The sequence below is a fragment of the Salinibius halmophilus genome, from assembly GCF_003577475.1.
GTDB lineage: Bacteria > Pseudomonadota > Gammaproteobacteria > Pseudomonadales > Natronospirillaceae > Salinibius > Salinibius halmophilus.
In genome coordinates, this window is sequence record NZ_QPEP01000007.1 from 149,046 (window position 1) to 170,821 (window position 21,776).

Below are 21,776 nucleotides of genomic sequence, written 5' to 3' on the forward strand. Positions count from 1 at the left end.
TAATAGGTAAAAATGATGACAGTTGAACAAACACGCCAAGCACTGAGCAAAACCCTGCGCAACCAGCTTGAAAGAACTGTGACCCAGGGTAGAACCCTGGTCGAAAAGGCCGCCCGCGAAGAAATAGAACGAATTGGCGTGGGCGAAAGCAGTGCGCCGGACTATTTACAGCCAGCTGATGCCAAATTACGTACCCAGCTGCGTGCCCATGGCCGCAGCCTGGGTGATGTAAAAGCCAGCGATAGCAGCCAGCAAATCGACCATCTGGTCAGCGAGGTGGCCTACGAGCAATGGCACCGCATGTTGTTTGCCTACTTTTTGGCGCAAAACAATCTACTGATCTGCGAAGGTTACCCCGTATCACTGGCCGACTGCGATGAACTAGCCGCCGATTTAGGCGCCCGCAGTGGTTGGGAGGCCGCCGGTTTTATTGCTGCAAGCATGCTACCGCAGGTATTTCGTGCCAGTTCACCAGCGCTCAAAATTGCCCTGCCGCGCGATGCCATTCAGCAACTCGAACAGCTGATTAAAAGCATTCATCCCGACACGTTCCAGGCGCAAGACGCCCTCGGCTGGCTCTACCAGTTTTGGCAAAGCGAGCGCAAAGAGGCGGTAAACGCCTCTGGGGTTAAAATTGGTGCCAGCGAGCTCAGCCCAGTTACCCAGCTATTTACCGAGCCCTACATGGTGAGCTTTTTGCTCGACAACGCCTTGGGCGCTTGGTGGGCCAATCGCCAACTCAGCCAAAACGACCTAAGCACCACCACCAACGAAGCAGCACTGCGCCGCACTGCCAGTGTGCCGGGTGTGCCACTCAGCTATTTGCGTTTTGTTAAACCCGATGCCGAGCAACCACCCAGCGAGCAAAACCCTTGGGCACCTGCCGCGGGCACCTTTGAGCAATGGCCAACCCAGTTAAGTGAACTAACCGTTATTGACCCTTGCTGTGGCTCGGGCCACTTCTTGGTGGCGGCATTTTTAATGCTGGTGCCCTTGCGCATGGCCGACGAAGGGTTAAGCGCCAAACAAGCAATCGACGCCGTACTCAGTCAAAACCTGCATGGCCTCGAGCTAGACCAGCGCTGCGTTGAGCTAGCCGCGTTTGCCATCGCTTTAGAGGCCTGGCGCTACCCAGACGAAAACGGCAACCCACTAGGCTACCGCCAGCTACCCGAGCTACAACTAGCCTGCAGTGGCGTTGCCATTGGCGCGGCCAAAGGCGAGTGGAAACAACTGGCCCAACAAATTGCTGCCCACGCCAACCCAGATAATTCAGCAAGCTCAGGAAACTCAACTAGCTCGGCACAAAAAAGCAACCTCAGCATTGCCCTCGACTGGCTACAACAAACCTTTCAACATGCTCCAGTATTGGGCAGCCTAATTAACCCTCAGCGCAGCGACGCTGCCAAAATTGTTAACTGGCCAACTCTGCAAAGCGCGTTGAATAATGCCCTAAAAGCCGAAGAAGCGGCAGAAAAGGGCGAATTAGCAGAAACAAGCCAAACCTTCGAAGCCCAGGTGGCCGCCCAAGGTTTAACCAAAGCCGCCCAGTTACTCAGCAAACAGTACAGCTGGGTCATCACCAATGTGCCTTACCTAGCCCGTGGTAAACAAAGTGATGTGCTGAAAAACTACTGCGAAAAACATCACCCGGCTGGTAAAAACGACCTAGCCACGGTGTTTTTAGACCGCTGCCTACAAATGAACACCCAGGGTGGCCATACCAGCGTGGTATTGCCACAAAACTGGCTATTTTTAACCAGCTATAAAAAGTTCCGCCAGCAGCTCCTCACCCAAGATACTTGGAATATGGTGGCGCGATTAGGGCCGAAGGGCTTTCAAACGCCTATGTGGGATTTTAATGTGCAACTATTAGGCATTACCCGTGGCCAAAATGCCGCAGAAGCAGCCCTCACTCTGGGCGCTACCACCAGTGATAACAACGACCACCAGCTCCGCGGCCTAGACGTCGCCGACTACAAAACCGCCGCCGATAAAGCCGAGGCGTTATTGGTTGAAGAGATCAAATCGGTTAGCCAAGCAGGGCAGTTGGAGAATCCGGATTTTAGGGTCAATCTTGATGAAGGATCTGATCTCGAGCTCTTGTCTGAAAGTGCAGATTGTTATGTTGGAGTGCAAACTGGTGATGACCCTAGGTATGTTCAGAAAGTTTGGGAACTGGATCGCTTGAATGAAAATTGGGAATGGTTCCAGGGTACGCCGTTGTCAGATGGGCATTTCGAGGGGCAGTGTGAGATTATCCGGTGGGAAAATGGCATAGGCGGCCTACATTCATCGGGTAGTGCACGTATCCAGGGCATAAAGGCTATTGATAGCAAAGCAATAGCACTGCAAAGGATGCGTGTAATTCAAGCCTATGGGTACTCGAAGGGTATTTTCCACCAGAATATTGCTGTTATGGTTCCTCAAGATGTAAGTGAACTGACTGCTATGTATTGTTATGTAAGCTCGGAGGAATACTTTACAGAGATTCGTGCCATTGACCAAAAATTAAATGTGACTAACGGCACGTTGGTAAAAGTACCGTATGACAAGGCTAAGTGGCATTCTGTAGCTGATCAACAATATCCTAACGGCCTACCTCAACCCTATACCAATGATCCAACCCAATGGATTTTCCATGGTCATCCATGTGGTTCGGTGGTTTGGAGCGAAGATAGCAAATGGACTGAACCCGGTGATCTGCGTGTTGACGACACCGTTTTGCAAGTTGCCACGGCCAGGTTATTAGGCTATCGCTGGCCAGCCGAACTTGACGCTTTATCAGACAATGAAATGGAATTAGCAGTCGAACAACGTGAGTGGGTAAAACGCTGTGATAAGTTGTTGGGTGATGATTTGGTCGACGACGATGGCATCGTTTGTTTGCCAGCTCTGCGCGGCGAAGCCGCGGCGGCACGCCGATTAGAACTAATGCTCGAAGCGGCTTATGGTGAGGCTTGGTCAAACACCGTACGCGACCAGTTATTGGACAGTGTCGGTGCGAAATCGCTAGAAGCCTGGCTGCGCGATAAGTTTTTTGAGCAGCACTGCAAGCTATTCCAACATCGCCCATTTATTTGGCAAGTGTGGGATGGTCTGAAAGATGGTTTTAGCGCCCTGGTTAACTACCACAAGCTCGATGCCAATAACCTCGACCGGTTAATTTACACCTACTTAAACGACTGGATCAGCCAGCAAACCGAAAACGTAAAACAAGGTGTCGACGGTGCCGACATCCGCCTCGAAGCTGCCAAAACCCTGCGCACCGAACTAGAAGCCATTAAAGAAGGCGAAGCCACCGGCAATTCGGCAACCGACACTGGCTACGACATCTTCGTGCGCTGGAAGCCCCTACACGAGCAGCCAATTGGCTGGAACCCCGACCTCAACGATGGCGTGCGCCTCAACATTCGCCCATTTATGAGCGCCACCGACATCGGCAAAAAAGGCGCCGGCATCCTTCGTGCCAAACCAAACATCCACTGGAAAAAAGACCGCGGCAAAGACGTACCAAGCGCCCCATGGTACCACCTAGGCCTGCAATACGGCGGCAAAGAAGGCGATCGCATCAACGACCACCACCTAACCCGCGCCGAAAAACAACAAGCCCGCGACGACTTTGCCAAAAAGCAGGCCAAAGTACAGACGGGAAAACTGACTGAGGCATAACCAACGGCACCAAAGCGCCCGCCCAACCAGGCAGGCGCTAAAAACGATAACAACAAGTATAAAGACTAGGGAATTTATGAGCAGTAAAAGGCATTTGCGCTATAAGGACATTACCCAAAGCGGCTGTTCACAAAAAGGACTAATATGCAATGATTTTTAATAATAAGGCTGGAAGCTTAATATGGGGATCAGTCACAGGGAAAAAAAGAGAGAATCTAGTTGACGGTACGTTAGATGAATCTTTGCCAGCCAGCGAGGATATAGTGCCGGAACAGCAGTTCTCTGACCTGGACGAAGAACCGATGATTGAAGAGCACACCATAGAGCAAGTAGGTAGCGAAACACTTACTGCTAGTTCAAGGGGCATATGGCTTGGGTTTCATCGCGCGCGTTCTGAAAGGGCCGCGAGCCAGCATGCGCGTGATGTTGAAGAGCCCCTTGCGCCTCTGCATAACAACCTAGCAATCACAACACGCCCGAACAAAGGATTTTTTGGGCTTTGGGGTCATTCAAGGCAGCCAAAACCAATTTTGATTGCCGCCTCAATGAGTGCTGGTAAGTCTTCTTTAATTAATGCTTTGTTGGGCATGGAATTAATGCCTACCGGCAACGAGGCGACCACTGCCAAGATCACGCGCATCACTGTGGCTGCCGACCAACCTTTCGAAGCCAAAGCCTATTCTCAATCTGGGAAACTGGTAAAAACCAGTTCGAGCCTTTGTGCCGAACAAATCAAAAGATGGAATAGCTGGCGTTATATTGGCGAAATTGAAATCACCATCCCACACATAACCAATCAATCTTGCAGGGGGTTAGTAGGTTTTACCTTAGTGGATACACCAGGTGCTAACAATAGTATGGATGAGCGGCACAAGGCGCAGTTTACTCGTGCGCTCGAGACCTACCCTAATGCACCAATGATTTACCTATTAAATGCTGAGCACCTTGGCACCAATGACGACGTTGAGATTATTCGCACTATTGGCAAGCGTCGGTCACATCGCAGAGTGATCTTTGCTTTGAACAAGATAGATCAGCTTGATGAGGAGCGTGGTGAAACCGCGGTGCACTATATTCAACAAGCACGTTGCTACCTTGAGGGAATGGGGTACAGCAATGCCACCGTGATCCCTTTGATGGCGCAGCAAGCGCTCATAGCGAACAAAAAGCTGAGCCAGCAAGAACTATTGCGCCGAGAGCGAAGCAGACTCAATGCAGAGCTGGAACGTTTTCGAGAAAAGCCATTTCACTTGTACACCGCAACCGATATTCAAACAGCCGATGGGCAACTATTAAAAAGTCATTTACGGAAAGAGCTAGTTAAGGTGAAACAGAGCACCATGGCGACACACAGCGACGACGAGTTGACTACGTTTATCGAGTACACAGGTTTAAGTACTGTGCGTGCTCTGGCTACTAAAGCAGCTCGGCACAATTAAATACAACAATAACAGATAGCGAATAAGGATTTTTCTATGGAAACCATCCATATTACTCACAATCCATTTTTGATTGAGACTGAGTTTTTGATTAATGGTCAGGCACCGGCGGCGGGGTCAAAAATTAATGCATTCAGTAAAAAGCGTTTACAGCTTTGGGTCGAACAAATATTTGACGAGTTGGTTGAGCTTTTTAATGGTTGTAAGCAATTTCAAGTCGAGTTTAAAGGCGTTCAAGCCGACTTTGAAGATGTGAAAGAAGCTGCCGAAAAAGCCACAGCAAAAGGCCTGGAGATTGAGCTGTCGTATACGCTAGTGGAAGGCGCGCAGGAGCGCTTAACAAAAATCACCGAATTTATGACTCGGTTAAGATATGAATCGGAAAAGTTTGCTTCCTACCTTGAACAAAGCGATCAGAACGCTAAGAAAGACTTTGAAGAGGCCCTCGACAACGACTTTGATGCTTATGTTGTCGCGACTATGTCGTCGGGTAAGTCCACGTTTATTAACGCTTTGTTGGGCCAAGATCTACTGCCAGCCGCCAACCAAGCAACCACCGCGACAATCGCCAAGATCTATGATGATAAAGAAGTTGGTGACACGTTTATAGGTGAACGCTTTGACCGCACTGGTCAGTTAGTCGAAAAGGTCGAAGAAGTAGATCGCGAGATTCTGCAAAAGTGGAATAGCGATAAAGAGACCAAAACCATCGAGCTTCATGGGAATATTCGTGCAGTAAAAGAAAATGCAAACATTAGGCTGGTATTAACCGACACACCAGGGCCGAACAATGCCCAAGATGCTGAGCATCAGCGTACAACGCTAGGTTATATCCAAGACTCCGCTCGTAATCCTCTGATCGTTTATGTGCTCAATGCTACCCAATTGGGCATTAATGATGATCAGCAGCTGCTGCGACTGGTTGCCGACACGATGGAAAAAGGCGGCAAACAAAGCAGAGACCGTTTTCTATTTGTGATAAACAAAATGGACGAGTTTGATCCGGAGAAAGGGGAGAGTGTTGAGAAGGCGCTTGAAAATGTTAAGGCATATTTAGAAAAGAACGGCATCGTCGACCCGATTATGTACCCCGTTTCTGCTCGTATGGCTTATCTGCTTCGCCGCCAAGGTAGTCTGACCCGCTCGGAGCGCAATGACAAAGCCTGTATGGCTGACTTGTTACTCGAAGAGCCGAGTATGGCAATGCCGCAATATATGCGGGTAAGTTCGAGCGTGCGCCAAGCCATGGAAGATAAAGCGAAAAACGACCCAGCGCTTGTAGACGCTACCTTGGCGGAGGCTCTACTAAATAGCGGTATCACTGGCGTTGAAGCTGTTATCGATGAGTATATTGCCAAATATAGTTTTCCAATGCGTTTAAACCGGGCTCATTTAGCGATGAAGGCCGCGCTAGAAGAAGGTTTGCAGGAAGCGGAGCTAAACAAGCAGCTTGATATGAACGAAAAAGAGTTGGAGCAACTTAAAGCCCAGATACAAGACCTTATGCAGCGCCGAGAGCAAGGTTTTAATACAGCTGCTTATCAAGAGACGCTACGAACAGAAAGGCCTGATTTACCTGGCGAAGTGCAAGTGCAGCTAGATGAAGCCGAAGCGCGGGTACTACAACATATTGCGGATTTAGGCAGAACTTACAAGGGCGAAGCGAGTGAAAGTGAGGCGAGCGCAAAGTTAGATCGCTCGGCACAAGATATACAGTTCGAGTTTAACCGAGTAATTAACGAGTACGAAAGAGCCTTTAAACGCTCACAAGAGCTGACTAAAGAAAGATTACATGAGGAATATCTGCAACAAGTGAAGGCACTGTTCCCCGATAGCTCGAGTTTGAATCTACCAGCATTCAAGGTGCTAAAAAAATCGATTGATGATTTTTCACTAAATATTGAGCTGCACAGTAATGAAATCCAAACCAAAGACGTTGTTGTTGATTCATATACTGTGAGTGATTTCACCTGGTGGAAACCATGGACCTGGGGTGATACTCGCACAGTAGAGGTAAAGGAAGAGCAGTCCTATGTTGACCTTCACGACCTATGGAAAACGCGCGTGATTAATATTCGCAGTCAGTTTAGCACGCTTAAAAGTGGCGCAATTGAGCGAATAGAATCAGATATCCAAAAGCTGGTAGATAACTATTTAGCCTTTTTAGATAACGAGTTTGCGCCAAAATTTAACGCCTTGCTTGCTGATCTAGAGCACAAGATCGAGCATACGGAAGAACGCAAAGAAGCGATTGCTAGGGCTGAAGAAGAAATTGCCGAGATCGAAGGGATCAAAAGGGAGTTAGACAGCATTTTGCAGATCTAATGGAAACTTGGGCTTATTTAGCAACAGGATAATGCGTTATGAATACAACAAATGAACTGCTGAGCTCAGAACTAACACCAGCGGCGTTTAAAGATCATATTGTAGACTTTGTGAAGAACCCTAATTGCTCCGCAGAGTTGCTTCGCCAGGTCATGGCAGAGCTGCCCTCTGATAAACAGGCACTGTTCGAAGAGTATAAAACCAGTGTTGTCATTGATGAAATTGGCACTGACAAATATGAATGGGAGCGCCCTGGATACTTTGAAAAGCAGTTGTTTGCGGCGAAGAAAAACTTCTGCCAGCGGCGTCTCAACCATTTATTAGAAGTAAAGAGTTACCTAACACAGCGTGGTGTCGCTGGGTTTTCGAAACCAGTGCAACCGAAGCAGAATAGTACAGGTGGTGCTGAAAATAATAAGGATAACCCGATGAAATCGTCCCTCGCTTCAGTGAATTTGCAAGGCTTTACGCCGTCTCCTTCTCTAGAAAACTGTGTGCAGAAAGGTGACTTGTCGGCGATACGCGTCGCGTTGTTTATGGAACTGAATGACGAGCGTTTACCGACCGAAACGATTAAGCAAGCTTTTGCCTGGGTGCGCTCTAAACAGCCTAATCTTTTTGTTGCCTACGAAGAAAATGCTTATGCCAAGGCAATGAGTGAAGACAGCTCTAAATGGACTGACGACTACTATCATTTGCAAGAAGTGTACGCGTCTTCCAACTTTAGCGAAGAACGTATCAGCCACATGATTGAGGTGCGCGAGCATGTCTTTAAGCCTGCCAAAGCAATGCCACCTATAAAAAGCATCTCAAGGCCTGCGCAAGTAACTGTTGCTGAGAATGCCAAACCACAAACGACACGAAGGTCTAGGTCTGCTCACCCTGCACCAGAAAAACAGCCAACGGGCAATAACTCTTTACAGGCTATGTTGTTAGTTGGTGGCGCTGCCGCTGCGCTAGCTATAGTCGTTCTTGCAGTGTTAATTTAGAGGAGTTTGCTATGGAAGCAACAGGGAATCGATCACAGGAGCTCACAGAGACTGATGAGTTATTACCATTGCAGAAGCAAGCGCTTACCACCTTGGCTACAGCCAATGTGCTAATTAACAAAAGCTACTTGGCTGAGTTAGGGCAGTACGATGTGTTACCTATGGCTGGCACAAGTTCTGTGCGGCTTAGTCCTGGTTCGGATGTGCGAATTTTTCAAGTTGAGCGATTAGTACAAGAAAACAAACAATCAGTGATAGAAAGCATGACAGCTGCTTACACCGCAATGGGTGCAGCGGGTTATACGGTGTTTTTGTACTTAACGTCAGATGGGCAAGATACCTTGTTTTATATAGGCACGCGTGGCGAGCCTGGAAGAATGCTTGGGCAAAACTCTGGCGAGTTATTGCAAGAAACATTTAAAGGTCACTTTCCTGGTAGTAAGCTTTCAAAGCTCGATGGTTCTAAGACAACTGCGCTACTAAATAAGTTAGGCGACAACAAAGCTGGTAATACAGTCACTGCGGTAAGTAGTGTGCCTAGTCTATCGACCGAAGATCAAGAGCACTTTATGCAAGGTCTTGAGCGTTTTATTGATGCAGCGGAGGAGCGAGTTTACGAAGGACTAATTCTGGCAGAGCCTGTTTCGATGCAAAACTTGAATGTGGTCCGCAGTGGTTTCGAGCAAGTGTCGACGCAGCTATCTACTTTAGCAAAGCGGCAATATAGCTATGGCGAGCAAGACAGCGAGGCGGTAAGTACAAGCATTAGTGAGGGGATCAGTCATTCGTTAGGCGAAAGCCTTGGCTTAACCGAAACGACGGGCACCAACTCTAGTAGCACCACCTCTAAATCGACCACCCATTCAACATCTAGTAGCACTAGCTCACCAGATTTAATTTCAGGTATTGCAGGTGCTGGCGCAATGGGCATTGGTGCTCTTGTTGGTGGTCCTATAGGTGCTTTCGCCGGGGCACAAGTGGCAGGCATACTTCAACGTAGTAATACCCAAGGTAAATCTGAGTCAAAGACTGATAACTTTAGTGAAACCAAAGGGCACTCTCATTCGGCCGCATCGTCTAATACCAAGAATGAAACAGAGACTAAGAGCTTAAATAGTACCGAAGGAAAAACTCAAACTCAGGGTACCTCACGCCAGCTTAGTTTTGAGGTCGTTGATAAAGGAATTGTTAACTTATTAGACAAGATAGATCACCACTTAAGGCGCGTGGATGAAGCCAAAAGCCATGGTGGCTGGCAAAGTGCTGCCTACTTCATTGCTGACAGCGCGGCGACGACAGAAGCATTGGCTAGCCAGTTTCTAGGTTTAACTCGTGGCAGTGATTCTTCTATGGAGGAACTGGCTATGACAACCTGGGACAGCGACAAGGCAAATGATGTGCGGCACTGGCTTAGCCAGCTAGCGCACCCAAGGCTAAAACCGAGCTTTGCTAGCAATGCGAATCTTTCGTTTTTAACGCCAGCAACCTTTGTTTCAAGCAAAGAAATGGCAATTCAACTGAGCCTGCCAAGAAAATCTACCTCAAACGTTGTGGTAAAAGAAGCGGCTGCATTTGGCCGAAAAGTGCAGCGGCTAAATGCCAATCAATCATTGGATTCCCGAGAATTGGAATTAGGCGTTATCCGTCATTTATGGACAGATTCAAAGCAAAGACTTCATTTGGATTTAGACCAGCTTGCCAGCCACACTCTAGTGACTGGCTCTACTGGCTCGGGTAAAAGTAACGCCATTTACTCGCTGCTTAGCGAAATAAAAGAGCAAGGTATTCCATTTTTGGTCATAGAGCCGGCAAAGGGTGAATATAAACATGTACTAGGCAATGACCCCAATGTGCGAGTATTGGGAACCAACAGCAAATTTGCCGAACTGCTTAAGATCAATCCGTTTTCATTCCCTGCGCAAACCCATGTGCTTGAACACATAGATCGTTTGATTGAAGTATTCAATGTGTGTTGGCAGATGCATGACGCCATGCCTGCATTGCTGAAGAGCGCTTTGTTACAAAGTTATGGGTCATGTGGCTGGGATTTAAGCAGCTCGACCCAAGATTTTGAGCCTAATCTGTTCCCTAGTTTTTCTGACGTGCTAATTGAACTTGAGTCTGTCATTGCACACTCAGACTATTCTGACGAGGTTAAGGGTAACTATACGGGTGCTTTAGTTACGCGAGTACGCTCGTTGTCGAATGGCCTCAATGGCGAAATATTCACTGCAGATGAAATGACTAATCAGGCACTATTTGACCATAATGTCATTATCGATCTCAGCCGAGTCGGTTCTCAAGAAACCAAGTCATTAATTATGGGGTTATTGATCATAAAACTTGCTGAGCATCGTGCTGAAAGCAATGAGATGAATCAGCCGCTTCAACATGTGACGGTTTTAGAGGAAGCACACCACCTGTTAAGCAGTAGCCATAGCGATCAGCATACGCAGAGCAGTACATTAGCCGCAAAGTCAGTAGAGCTTCTGTGTAATGCTATTGCCGAAATGCGAACCTATGGTGAAGGCTTTATTATTGCTGATCAGTCTCCAGGCGCTTTACACAAGTCTGCCATTCGCAATAGCAATACCAAAATTACCATGCGTTTGCCTGATGAGGCGGATAGGGTGCTAGCTGGTAAGTCAGCTGCGCTGAGCGATGACCAAATTGATGAGTTAGCTCGCCTGCCTAGCGGTGTTGCCGTTGTTTATCAAAGTGATTGGTTAGAGGCTGTGTTGTGCAAAGTAAAATACTTTAAACCAGAGTTTAAGAGCTATGATTATTGTGCAACAAAGACCGCCTTTTGGAATGAGGCCGAGTTCCGCATTCGGTTGGCGAAATGGTTGGTATCTCCTAGATGTGCTATCGACGCTAGTGCAGAGCATCAATCGGTGACTGAAGACTTGATGAAGAGCACTCTGCCAACTCAAACCAAGGTTAGTTTATTCAGCATTCTAAATGCTGGGAATGGCAAAGCACGGCTAGACATTCATAAAGACGAGCATTTTAGCTCACTAGCCAAACTTGTTTTATTGATTTTGGACTGTGAACAAGCGATAACACGTTTGACAAATGAGACAGCAACGGTTGCTGAATTTAGCTCAGCCTTTGAAGCCCTCATATCCAAGAAGATTGGCTCATGCCATCGGGTCTTGCTGCTTCAGATTTCCCATTCGGTGCTAAAGGCGCTTTCTTTGAAGAGCAAAGACTATTTTAATCTGTATGCCGCGTGGACAACACAATTTCCGAGGGAGGCGCAATCGTGATTGATATTCCTAATATGAAGGAGCTGCAAGCCGAAGTTAGACCAAAGCTCTTTGATTCACTTGAGCAGCGGAAGTATTCGCCCGAAGAGCTGCGAGACTTAGATAAACCAATCATCGAAAGATTGGCAAAACGCGAAGCTTTTGAGCCCCTCGATGACACAAAGAAAAAGGAACTAAAAGACTTAGGTTATTCGGAAGATGTGATCGAGGCAGTTGGTTCCAATGAAGAAGCTGATATTTATATGGGCGCAGATCTTGAGTCAAAAAGCCTGAATGATCGCGAAGTGTTGGTTAAGAAAGACATCGACCTTGAACAGCAAGATGATTTTGGCGCGACTAACCTAGAGCGAATGGAAAATGGCAAGCCACCTTTAGATAAAGATGGAAGGCCGATTGAGTTGCACCATATAGGGCAGAAAAATGATGCCCCATTGGCTGAGCTAAGTAAATCGGAACACACCGGCGATGGCAATGATAAGGTTCTTCACGACAAAACTAAGGAATCGGAAATCGACCGAACTGGCTTTGCCAAAGAGCGGGCGGAGCATTGGCAAGCTCGAGCCGAAGACATAAAGCAACAGGCAGGTACTGAAAATGGATAAGTTAGCAAAATTGCTTGAAATGAATGGCGCAGATACCCTTCCAGCAACAGCGGAACAAGTTGAAGCAGCTGAGCAGAAGCTTGGCCTATGCTTTGCACCTTGCTACAAAGAGTACTTGCGCCGCTTTGGTGTGATTTCAGTGGGTGCTAATGAGACATATGGCCTAGGTGTAAAAGAATCGTCATTTTTGAACATTGTTAATGCTTTGAGTGAGTTTAAGAAGAAGGCTGGTTTTCCTGCGAACTTAATTCCTTTGTCGAGCATTGGCGATGGTCATTATTATATGTTCGACAATGATGCGCAGAAAGTTGTTGTGCTTACTCTACCTGACCTGGGGACAAGGGACTTTGCCAATAACCTAGAACTCTTCTTAATTGACCTGTTGTTAGCCTAGTAACTCATGGCTATTTCAGATGAGCAAATAGCCGCAGTCTATGAAATCGCCAAGCGCGCCTATGCGCAGGCGATTTCATTTGACGACGCGGTTGTAAAGCTTGAGTTGGTGCATGGTTGGAACAGCAACTCAGCTCAAATCTATTTGAACACGTTCAGTTGTATGATGAGCGGTGAACAGTATCAAAGGACCATCAATGCGGGAGCTACTGAATACTTTTTAAGGAGTATTCATACTGACTTTGGTGCTGACGCTTTCTACTCGGCGGTTGGCTCAGTTCGAAAGCATTTGGACTACTACCGATCTAAAGGTAAATCAGCGCAGCCAAAAATTCAGCTACTGGTTGATCGATTAGTAATTGAGGTTCGCCAGAAATCTGAACTGGAATTACTTAACGAGAGTTTTTCCCAGCAAGTATTGCGGTCGCTAGCGCTAGCAGGCACTGAAAGGCAAAAAATACTGAGTAGATCAAATAGTCTTCCACGAAAGGTATCGGTAACAGCGACAGTCTTTATTCGTAACCCACACGTCGTGGCAGAGGTACTAGCTAGGGCAGGCGGAATATGCGAACAGTGTAATTGCCCAGCACCTTTTAATCGGGCCAGTGATGGTAGTGCTTACCTTGAAGTCCACCATGTTAAACCACTAGCTAGTGGCGGCGAAGATACGGTTTGCAACGCTATTGCACTTTGCCCCAACTGTCACCGAGAAGCGCACTACGGCTAGGATTCTTCTTTTCAAGTGTGGCTTGCCTGAGTTGCGATTGGCCGTTACTGTTCTTGGTAACAAAGGAACGACCTACCTCTATGAAGATCATTGATTGTTTAATCAGCAATATTCGCCAGCAAGCGCACAAAACCGACTTGTTAGGTGTTGAACCGGCGGCCATTTTATGGACCGACAAAGACGGCGCTTGGCAGAGTTCCATGCCGCTACTCAAGGCAGCCATGCCAGAACTGTTGGAGCTTGGTGACTATGCGCCAGAAAAGCGCACCGGCCCGGCGGTGTGGCTAAAATGTGTGATTGCTGGGCTTACCAGCAAGCTCGAGAGTGACAATGTACCGGTTATTTATTTGCCAGGAGTTTCGCGCCGCGAATTACGAGCAATTGAAAGTTGCCCCGCTGAGTTGGTTCAGCTGGCCGAGTTGCAGTATCGGTCCCGCTGGTGGGCAACGCCCAATAATAATCGTGACTGGTCAGTATCCGCCTTTTTAACAAACAAGAGGATTGGCCTAGAACTGGAAGTTGGTAAAGATAAAACCACGCAAGAGATGCTAGCGCAGGTACTTGAGCCGCTGCTCGAAGCCGATGCAAAAAGCCTACAGGGTAAGCGAGTAACCAGTGCCGAGCTTGCCGCTTTGGTTGTAGACGACCCAATTCGAGACCTATTGCATTGGCTGGATAACCCAACGATTGTTGCAGACTGGCCAGCCATGCGGATGCAAATGCTCGACCAGTATTGCCAGCAAACTTATGGCTTGCCAGCTAGCGAGCAAAGCAAAGCGAGCTTGCTGGCAAATATGTGCGAGCAGCCATCACAGGTATGGCAAGCGCTTTGGCATCGTTTTGAAGACATGGCCGAGCGGTTGCCTGGTTTATTAAAGCAGTTAGAGAGTATTCAGCCAGAGGCGCTGGCGCTTAATTCTGAGTGTTATTTGTCGATTACGCTTGATGGCGAGCAAAACCTGGCGAGCGCATTGCAGAGCTTGCACACAATGAGCGAGCTAGAGGCTGAGCAGCATGTGACCGATTTACATGTTAAACATGTGGCTAGTGGGCACCCATTGTGGAAGCGCCTAGGTTATACGGCCTACAGTTGTGCACTGGCGCATTTAGCAAAAATTGTTGAGCTAAAAGCCAAACCATTAGGTGGCCCTAGTTGCGATGCGATGGCCAAGGCATATCAGCGAAACTTTTGGCAGCTAGACTACGCGGCGCTTCAGGCGATGGCATGTGCTCAGCATGATCAACAGCGAGAAGTGATTGCAGGCGTTCTGAAAGCCATCTATACACCTTGGCTGGCCGGCACCGCTGAGCATTTTCAGCAGCTAGTAAAACAAAATGGTTATGCCAATGCGCCAGGCATTGAGTTTAATGACCCACAAGCGAATGAATACCAACGTGCTAGTCAGGTAGTGTTTTTTGTTGATGGTCTGCGCTTTGATATTGCCAGTGCTTTTGTTGAAGCGCTAAAAGCTGATTACCACGTTGAGCTAACAAGCCAGTGGTCGGCGCTTCCATCGCTGACTGCCACAGCCAAAGCAGCCGTTACACCAATCAAGCATTTGCTCGAAGGCGATTTTGATCATGGCAGCTTTGTACCCAGGGTGAAAGAAACGGGTAGCGAGTTTGGCTCGACAGCCTTTAAGAAGCTGTTAGATCAAGAAGGGTGGCAGTATCTTGATGGTGTAGAAACTGGTGACCCGAATGGTTTAGCTTGGGTGCAAACTGGCGATTTAGATAAAGCAGGGCATAAAGAGCAGTTGCGTTTGCCAAGCCGAATAGACACCATTTTGGCTGAAGTAAAAAGCCGAATTGATGGGTTAAAACAAGCGGGTTGGCAACATATTCGCATTGTGACTGATCATGGTTGGCTATGGGTACCCGACAAAATGCCTAAAACCGAGCTTGCCAAAGCTGCCGCCAGTGATAAAACACCGCGCTGTGCCATGTTAAAGAACACATCAGATGCCGAACACCTAACCTCCCCTTGGTATTGGAACGACGATGTGCGCATTGCTTTTGCGCCTGGCATCAGTGCATTTAGGGCTGGACTACACTACGAACATGGTGGGTTAAGTTTGCAGGAGTGCTTAACGCCGGTGATCGATATTCGCTAACAATAGCTTTTCTCTAACAGGGGGCAACCATGAGGGACTGGTTTTTTAAGGCAACAGGATGCTTGCTTGAATCGGACCTAGATGTTGCCCTATTGCTCTGCCCAGAAATTCACAATGTTGTTGGTTTTAGTGAGGGTATGCCGTGCATTCGGATCGATGGCCATACGGTAAAACTGGCGCTATCACTATGTGGGCGCCAGGGCCAGTCATTTGTGAGCCAAGGCGATCAAATATTACTTGCCCGCAACAATGATGCTGAAGTGCTATTTTGGCTACCGGCCGCAGAATTTTATCCCAACAAAATTGATAATAAAGCCTACGAAAAACATCGTAGCGCTTTCTTTGCCCATGTTTCTGGTGCACAAGTCAAAGCAGTCATAGAAGGCAAGTGGCTAACAAAGTCTCGTGCTCTTCTCATTGAACCTGTTGATTCTCTAGCAGACCCTATGCTTGCTGGCACTATTGGTCGCAAGCAAGAGCTGAAAGGTGCCGTGCAGAGGCTTGCTAGCTTTTGCCCAGGACAGATTACGCAAATCAGTCGACTCGACTTAATAAGTTTGATGCCGAGTAAGCTTGCCGCATGTAAACCGAGTAAAAATACCGCTATTGTTGAAGCTCGCCAGCTATTGTCTGCTTATTGTTCGCCGAACCGCACTTTACTCGATGAGCTTTGTTTCTATAAGCATGTGGATGGAAAACTCACATTAGATGAGTTTTGCTGGGTGACTTGTTCGCCGTTGATTGCTAATCAGATTTTTCGCTTTCGTGACATGTTAGTGGCTCTAATATCAGCGAAGCCACAAGACAGTCGTGAAGTATTGAGATTAAAACAGAAAGTACAGGGTGACGATTGGCAGCAAGCTGAAATTGATATTTTTGCCAACGCGGAGTATCGAGAGGCAACAGAATATTGGTTAGAGCAAAGTAAACAGGCTATTGCTTTTTACGAAGAAGTATACAAGAAGGCGTCGCTTTTATTACCCAAATTTCAAACGGCGCAAAATGCAATTGCCAAGGTTGTTGAAAGTTACCAGTCTGGTTCAAGGTTGCAGCCAACCTTTGAGCGCCAAGATCAGTTATTGGTTGAGCATTGGCTAAATGAAAAAGTGGCATGGCAGGGTGAGCTTGAGTTTGTGCCGGCAAAGCTAATGTCGGCTAGGCGAGCTGAAACAGGCGTGCTGAAGCTTTTTCCTGGTGCCGTTGATACATCGGTGTCGCAAATTTCAGATACGCCTGGAGATTGGCGTAATACAGATATTACTTTTGGTGATGTCTGCATTGATGTGAAAAATGCTCGGGTTAGTTATGCATTTCATCATTGCCGAGACGAGCATAAAGTACGTTATTCAGAGTTTTGTATTCCACCAGAAAAATCCCGGCGCAGCCAACGATCAGGGGTGGTTTATGTTGGTGTGCTGTCGGAATACAAGCGTGACTTCGTAGAACTAAATAACGTGAAGCCGCGCTTACTTGGCGCGTATGAGCCCAGTTATATTGATGCAGTGCAGCAATCTATCAGCCAAGCCGGTTATGGCAATCATCTTAATTTTTACCAACGAGACAACAAGCGCGTGCCAGGATGGTTGTTTTCTTTTGAGAATATGCCGGGTTTCATCTGTGCTGATCATAGCTTGGTCGTTGATTGGTTTAAAACGATCAAACCAATAGCCAAAACAGAAAGAAGCTTTGTTAGTTTTTATCTAAGTTTATTAAGCAAACATAAGCACTCACTTACCAGTTTGTATATGGCTGTTGTAGCTTTTGTTTTGCAAAGCCCAGCAGAGTTGGTGCAACGTGCGCAGGCCTTGCATCGGCTTTTGGTAAGCGATGTGGTAGAGACTAATGAATCTGAAAAAGACGCTCGAACTTGGGCTGGGCAAGAAAAATACTATGGCAGATCTGACTCAAGGACAGTGCTTGTTACCTATGATCCTCTTGGCTTTTTAATAGGTATGCTCGATGCATTGGTTAGAGTGGGTGAGGCCATTCAAAATTTAAATTACCCGGTTACATATTTTAGGTATGAAGGGGTAGGGCTACTAATTGGGCATACCCAAGCTCGTAAGTCGATGAAGCTGTTAGCCTATTGTGGAGGTAAATCATTGGAAGTTCCCCTAGCAAACTGCGGTTATGAGCCGTTGGTGGTAGGCGAACACCAAAACTGTCCCGCCTGTGGCTATTTAATTTGCCCTAAATGTGGCACTTGTTCACCAAGCTGTGCTGTCGGTGCTTTGCGTAGGCAGCAACTAAATTGAACCTCTGCCTGCTAGGGGCTGCGGTCAACAAGACCATAGCCCCTGGTAGGCAGAGATTTAGTCAAAAACTGATGTGCCTGTTGTACCTCTTTTCTCAACTTTTTCGTGTTCTGCAATTGCAGCGCCACGTTCAAATAGCACAACGATGCTATCGTCATCTTCTATACCAAGCTCTCGACATAAGTCTTCAACCTCGTAGGCTTCAATTGCTCGTTTATACTTTTCTTGCTGAGCCGACAAGTTATAGATGCTAAATACAACGGCAAACACTTGTTTGTCTTCAACACTTTCACCACCCCCTGGTGTGATTAGCGTCTCGTAGTCAATGATTTCGCCCGCTTCTAGCTCAGCCAGATAGTGAAGTGTTCGAAAGCGCACTGAGCTCATGCTATGGCTGTAATCATCAAATGTGACGCCGTTTACCCACTGCGCTTTGATCCAGTTTTTATCTGCTCCGCGCAAAGAGCGATTAGCTTTAATTATGGGGCCTTCGTCGGCAAGTAAGCTTTCACGCACTATGTTGGCAGCTTTGATAAGCGTTTGATTAGTGGTGTATTGTTCAAAATCGCTTTGCTTGCTTTTTAACTTCAGTGGCAGCACTGCATAGTCACCAGTTTGGTAGCGAGTTATGGTTTCTTTTTCTCTGATAACGGCCGGTTGCAATAGACTTGGTGTTTTTAAACCACGATCGAACCCTTGTATCTCGTACCTAGTGCAAATACCTTCAAAGGTGTCGCGGATGGCTAAGAGGCTAGGTTCGTCGTTTGCTAATTCTAGGTGGCTTAGAATCTCACTATAAGCGCTGATGGCATCAATATTGGTGTAGTGAATGGCATTCAAATTGTTGTGATAACCGCAAGCTCGGCCAATATTTGCTTGCACCACTGCGGCGATATTGGCAATGGTACTGTCCCAGGTAGCTAGTAGGTGATTCTTTAGCTCTTGGCCAAAGTTGATGCCAGCTCGAAAGCTTGCAACGGTAATGGCAATTACCTTTTCATCAAACTCGATTGCGCTTTCGCACTCGCGTTTAAATTCTGTTAGTGACGTTAGCTCGCTTTCGTCTACACCTTTCAAGTTTTGTCCAATAATGAAAACCTGATCTTCACTAAATCCCGCGTCGATACATACGGCTCTGGCTTCATGAGCATTATTCGGAGGCACTCGAATTAATGCCCAACCTGGGCCGTTATAGCTGTGTAGGTGATCGAATAGCCTGCGGCGCATGATCGAGTCGGCACAGAAATTTCGTTGGTCCGCCGCAATGCCGGTTATTTGTCGGTCGCGGTGCATTTGGCGAATGCCACGGTATTCATTACTGGCTTGGTGAAAGACAATGCTGGTATTGAAATTGTGCTTTAAAATGGAGTCTTCGCCACTTGCAAACAACGCGCTAAACGGGGTTGCAGAAACAAACACAACTCGCCCAGTGAGGTTTTCTTTTTCTAAGTAATTAAAGATATCTCGGTAGCGAATGGCCGACTTGGCGGAGCCGTAATGGCACTCGTCAATAATAATGAGCTTGGGCGGCTGGTGCTTAAAATCGCGCGCTATGGCTGAGCGAAAGTGAGTAAAGTTACTGACAACAGCATTGCGAGCAGGGAGAAGATCTACTTGTGCCTGCTCGAGCAGAGCGGTGTCGGCCATAGTCACTAAATAGAGTGTATCTTTGAGCTGGCGTTTGTCGCAAATTTGCTCATCACTTAGGTTTGTGCGCTGCAAACAGGCCAGCGCTAGTGAGATACCTGATTTACCGGATTGCATTTCTGCGGCCAACACGACTGCTCGTGAACCCTGATTTAGTTTATCGAAGGTGCGTTGAGCAGCTTCGTGTTGGTGCGAGAAAGTGTTGTTTTGTAGCGCGCTTTCCATGCGCTGCCTATGTTTTATTGCGTTATTCATTCGTCGTCAAACGTTACATCTGGGAAGCCAGTGAACTGACTCTCGTCGTTAATGATGCTTTCGCTGTCTGGAAGCTTGTTAAGGTTAATCTTTATTTGGGTTTGCTTATTATCGAACTCACCTTGTGCGTATAGTACAACTATGGTGTCGTCGTATGGCACGTTCAATAGTTTTGCAATCTCCTGCAGATCTTCGTCGTCCATCTGTTTTTTGTCGACCTTACGGCGAGACAAATTGTAACGGCTAAAGATGGTCGCTGTGACGGTTTTATCAGCAGAGGCTTCCCCGTTACCTGGCGCAACAATGTGGTTGTACTCAACTTCCTCACCAGCTTTCAGCTGCTCAATGAACTTCACGGTCCGGTCTTTCATTGTACCTAGGCGGCCAGCCTTCTCTGGGTTGTCGTAGCTATCACCGTTTACCCACTGCGCCTTGACCCAGTTCTTTTTGCTACCGCGCATTGCTCTGTGCCCTTTAGGGCGTGGGCCTGCATCGCGTAAATACTCTTCGCGAATTAGATGAATAGCGCGTAAAAAGTCAGAATTGCTAGTGTATTGCTCATAATCAGGTTCTGCTTCTAATAGTTGCAGAGGTAGGGCTACAAACTCACCCGTTTTGTAGGTTTCGACGTCGCCAATTGGGCGGCGCTTTTTGTGTTTAACCGTTAAACCAACATCTAGGCCTTGAACGTTATATTCGTCACACAGTGAATCAAAGAATTCACGCAGGCCATCAAAGTCAGAAGCTCCGTGCTCGTTTGTGTTGTTCTCTAAGTAATCTAGCGATTCGGCATAGGCTTGGGTGGCAGGCAGGTTAGTAAAATGCAAGGCAGTGTCGTTGCTGTGGTAACCACAACCACGCCCAATGTTTGCCTGTACGACCGCTGCCACACTGGCAACCGTGCTATCCCAGGTCGAGATTAAAGTGTTTTTCATACCACCGAAGTTGATCCCTGCACGACAACCGGCAACAGTGATGGCGATAAACTTTTCGTCAAAACCTTCGGCATTTTCATATTCTCGCTTAAAGCGTTCTATTTCAGTTTGATCGTCTTTTGGAATGCCTTGCAGTGATTTGCCAATAATAAAAATATTATCTTCATCAACGCCTTGGCTAATGAAAAATGACTTGGCATCCATTACTGTGCCTGCAGGTACACGTACCAGTGACCAACCATCACCTTCATGCTCATGAAACTTTTTCATAAACAAATCGCGAGCGCCCGACGGGTTAGCGAAGTTGCGCTCTTCGTCTACCAAAGGTTTTACCATGCCGTTGTTTAGCATTTCACGCACACCAAAGTATTCGTTACTGGTGCGATGGAAAACTAGCTTGGTACCAAACGCACGTCGTAAAATGGAATTTTTTGCGGCGTTTTCTGCTAATGCCTTGGCTTTTGCAGCAATCTTTAAATCTCCTATTGCCTCGGCACTCTCAGCAAAGTCAGATGCTTCTTCAAATGCTTGTTCGGCTGCGTATAGCGCACCAAAAGGTGTTGCAGAAATGAAGATAACTTTGCAGTCGGTGTGTTCTTCAAGGTAATCGAATACGCGGTTATAGCGAACCGCTGTGATATTCGAGCCGTAATGGCACTCGTCGATAATAATTAATTTAGGTGGCACACCCTTAAAGTTACTCTCAATGTCCCGTTCAAAACGATTAAAGTTAGTTACGACAGCATTGCGGGCATCTTTTAGGTCGTCTTCAGCTTGTTTGAGCAATGCAGTATCGACCATGGTTAACATGTAAAGTGTGTCTTTAAGCTGAGCCTTATCTTCAATGGCGATGTCACTTAGACTAAGCCTTTGGTTGCAGGCTAGGGCTAACGAGATGCCTGATTTACCTGCCTGCATTTCTGCCGCCAGCACAACCGCTCTTGTTTCACTGTCAAATGCTTCAAACGTTTTACGCGCAGCCTCTCGCTGATGCTCGTGCATGCCGTTGCCATTTAGTACTTTACGAACTTTTTGGCGCATGCGGTCAGCGCGAGTGATAGATGCTTCTGTCATCGATATCTTCCTTAAATGTATCTACACATCCTACCTAAATTTATGGCTAATCCAAACGGTGTTTCCCCTGGAGCGAAGAC

General features: G+C 47.2%; 12 protein-coding genes. 10 read left to right on the plus strand and 2 right to left on the minus strand.

What is annotated here, in order from left to right; all coding sequences use genetic code 11:
- The first annotated feature begins 15 nt into the window (after nt 1-15).
- From DUW71_RS09720 to DUW71_RS09765, 10 genes are all read left to right on the plus strand, one after another.
- Nucleotides 16-3,672 (plus strand): Eco57I restriction-modification methylase domain-containing protein, encoded by a 3,657-nt coding sequence (locus tag DUW71_RS09720; protein ID WP_119395060.1) that lies wholly within the window; start codon nt 16-18, stop codon nt 3,670-3,672.
- Between the two features lie 149 nt (nt 3,673-3,821).
- Nucleotides 3,822-5,111: a dynamin family protein gene (locus DUW71_RS09725; protein ID WP_119395061.1), complete on the plus strand. Its 1,290-nt coding sequence runs from the start codon at nt 3,822-3,824 to the stop codon at nt 5,109-5,111.
- 36 nt (nt 5,112-5,147) lie between these two features.
- On the plus strand, nt 5,148-7,436 hold the full coding sequence (locus DUW71_RS09730; RefSeq protein ID WP_119395062.1) for a dynamin family protein: 2,289 nt from the start codon (nt 5,148-5,150) through the stop codon (nt 7,434-7,436).
- Nucleotides 7,437-7,474: 38 nt separating this feature from the next.
- On the plus strand, nt 7,475-8,425 hold the full coding sequence (locus tag DUW71_RS09735) for a hypothetical protein (protein WP_119395063.1): 951 nt from the start codon (nt 7,475-7,477) through the stop codon (nt 8,423-8,425).
- Nucleotides 8,426-8,436: 11 nt separating this feature from the next.
- Nucleotides 8,437-11,694 carry an ATP-binding protein gene (locus DUW71_RS09740; protein WP_119395064.1) on the plus strand — a complete coding sequence of 1,086 codons (3,258 nt, stop codon included), beginning with the start codon at nt 8,437-8,439 and terminating at the stop codon, nt 11,692-11,694.
- Nucleotides 11,691-12,296: an HNH/ENDO VII family nuclease gene (locus DUW71_RS09745; RefSeq protein WP_199671196.1), complete on the plus strand. Its 606-nt coding sequence runs from the start codon at nt 11,691-11,693 to the stop codon at nt 12,294-12,296. Before DUW71_RS09740 ends, DUW71_RS09745 begins: the two co-directional genes overlap by 4 nt.
- Nucleotides 12,289-12,690, plus strand: coding sequence for an SMI1/KNR4 family protein (locus DUW71_RS09750; RefSeq protein WP_119395065.1), 402 nt, complete (start codon nt 12,289-12,291; stop codon nt 12,688-12,690). Before DUW71_RS09745 ends, DUW71_RS09750 begins: the two co-directional genes overlap by 8 nt.
- Nucleotides 12,691-12,696: 6 nt before the next feature.
- Nucleotides 12,697-13,416, plus strand: a complete 720-nt coding sequence (locus DUW71_RS09755) for an HNH endonuclease (protein WP_233546089.1) — start codon at nt 12,697-12,699, stop codon at nt 13,414-13,416.
- Nucleotides 13,417-13,496: 80 nt separating this feature from the next.
- Nucleotides 13,497-15,530: a BREX-1 system phosphatase PglZ type B gene (pglZ, locus tag DUW71_RS09760; protein WP_119395066.1), complete on the plus strand. Its 2,034-nt coding sequence runs from the start codon at nt 13,497-13,499 to the stop codon at nt 15,528-15,530.
- A 29-nt stretch (nt 15,531-15,559) separates the two neighbouring features.
- Nucleotides 15,560-17,785, plus strand: a complete 2,226-nt coding sequence (locus tag DUW71_RS09765; RefSeq protein WP_119395067.1) for a hypothetical protein — start codon at nt 15,560-15,562, stop codon at nt 17,783-17,785.
- 57 nt (nt 17,786-17,842) lie between these two features.
- On the opposite strand, the gene DUW71_RS09770 is transcribed toward DUW71_RS09765, so the two are convergent.
- Together DUW71_RS09770 and DUW71_RS09775 are read right to left on the minus strand one after the other, a co-directional pair.
- The gene (locus DUW71_RS09770; RefSeq protein ID WP_199671197.1) at nt 17,843-19,687 is read right to left on the minus strand and encodes a DEAD/DEAH box helicase family protein; all 1,845 of its coding nucleotides are present in this window, start codon (nt 19,685-19,687) and stop codon (nt 17,843-17,845) included.
- Nucleotides 19,684-21,696: a DEAD/DEAH box helicase family protein gene (locus DUW71_RS09775; protein ID WP_119395068.1), complete on the minus strand. Its 2,013-nt coding sequence runs from the start codon at nt 21,694-21,696 to the stop codon at nt 19,684-19,686. Before DUW71_RS09775 ends, DUW71_RS09770 begins: the two co-directional genes overlap by 4 nt.
- Between the last annotated feature and the right edge of the window lie 80 nt (nt 21,697-21,776).

Excerpts from the sequence above, each read along its gene's own strand:
- DUW71_RS09775 (WP_119395068.1), bottom strand. The coding sequence starts at position 21,696 with ATGACAGAAGCATCTATCACTCGCGCTGACCGCATGCGCCAAAAAGTT.
- DUW71_RS09765 (WP_119395067.1), top strand. The coding sequence starts at position 15,560 with ATGAGGGACTGGTTTTTTAAGGCAACAGGATGCTTGCTTGAATCGGAC.
- DUW71_RS09735 (WP_119395063.1), top strand. The coding sequence starts at position 7,475 with ATGAATACAACAAATGAACTGCTGAGCTCAGAACTAACACCAGCGGCG.
- DUW71_RS09725 (WP_119395061.1), top strand. The coding sequence starts at position 3,822 with ATGATTTTTAATAATAAGGCTGGAAGCTTAATATGGGGATCAGTCACA.
- DUW71_RS09740 (WP_119395064.1), top strand. The coding sequence starts at position 8,437 with ATGGAAGCAACAGGGAATCGATCACAGGAGCTCACAGAGACTGATGAG.
- pglZ (WP_119395066.1), top strand. The coding sequence starts at position 13,497 with ATGAAGATCATTGATTGTTTAATCAGCAATATTCGCCAGCAAGCGCAC.
- DUW71_RS09755 (WP_233546089.1), top strand. The coding sequence starts at position 12,697 with ATGGCTATTTCAGATGAGCAAATAGCCGCAGTCTATGAAATCGCCAAG.
- DUW71_RS09770 (WP_199671197.1), bottom strand. The coding sequence starts at position 19,687 with ATGAATAACGCAATAAAACATAGGCAGCGCATGGAAAGCGCGCTACAA.
- DUW71_RS09720 (WP_119395060.1), top strand. The coding sequence starts at position 16 with ATGACAGTTGAACAAACACGCCAAGCACTGAGCAAAACCCTGCGCAAC.
- DUW71_RS09750 (WP_119395065.1), top strand. The coding sequence starts at position 12,289 with ATGGATAAGTTAGCAAAATTGCTTGAAATGAATGGCGCAGATACCCTT.
- DUW71_RS09730 (WP_119395062.1), top strand. The coding sequence starts at position 5,148 with ATGGAAACCATCCATATTACTCACAATCCATTTTTGATTGAGACTGAG.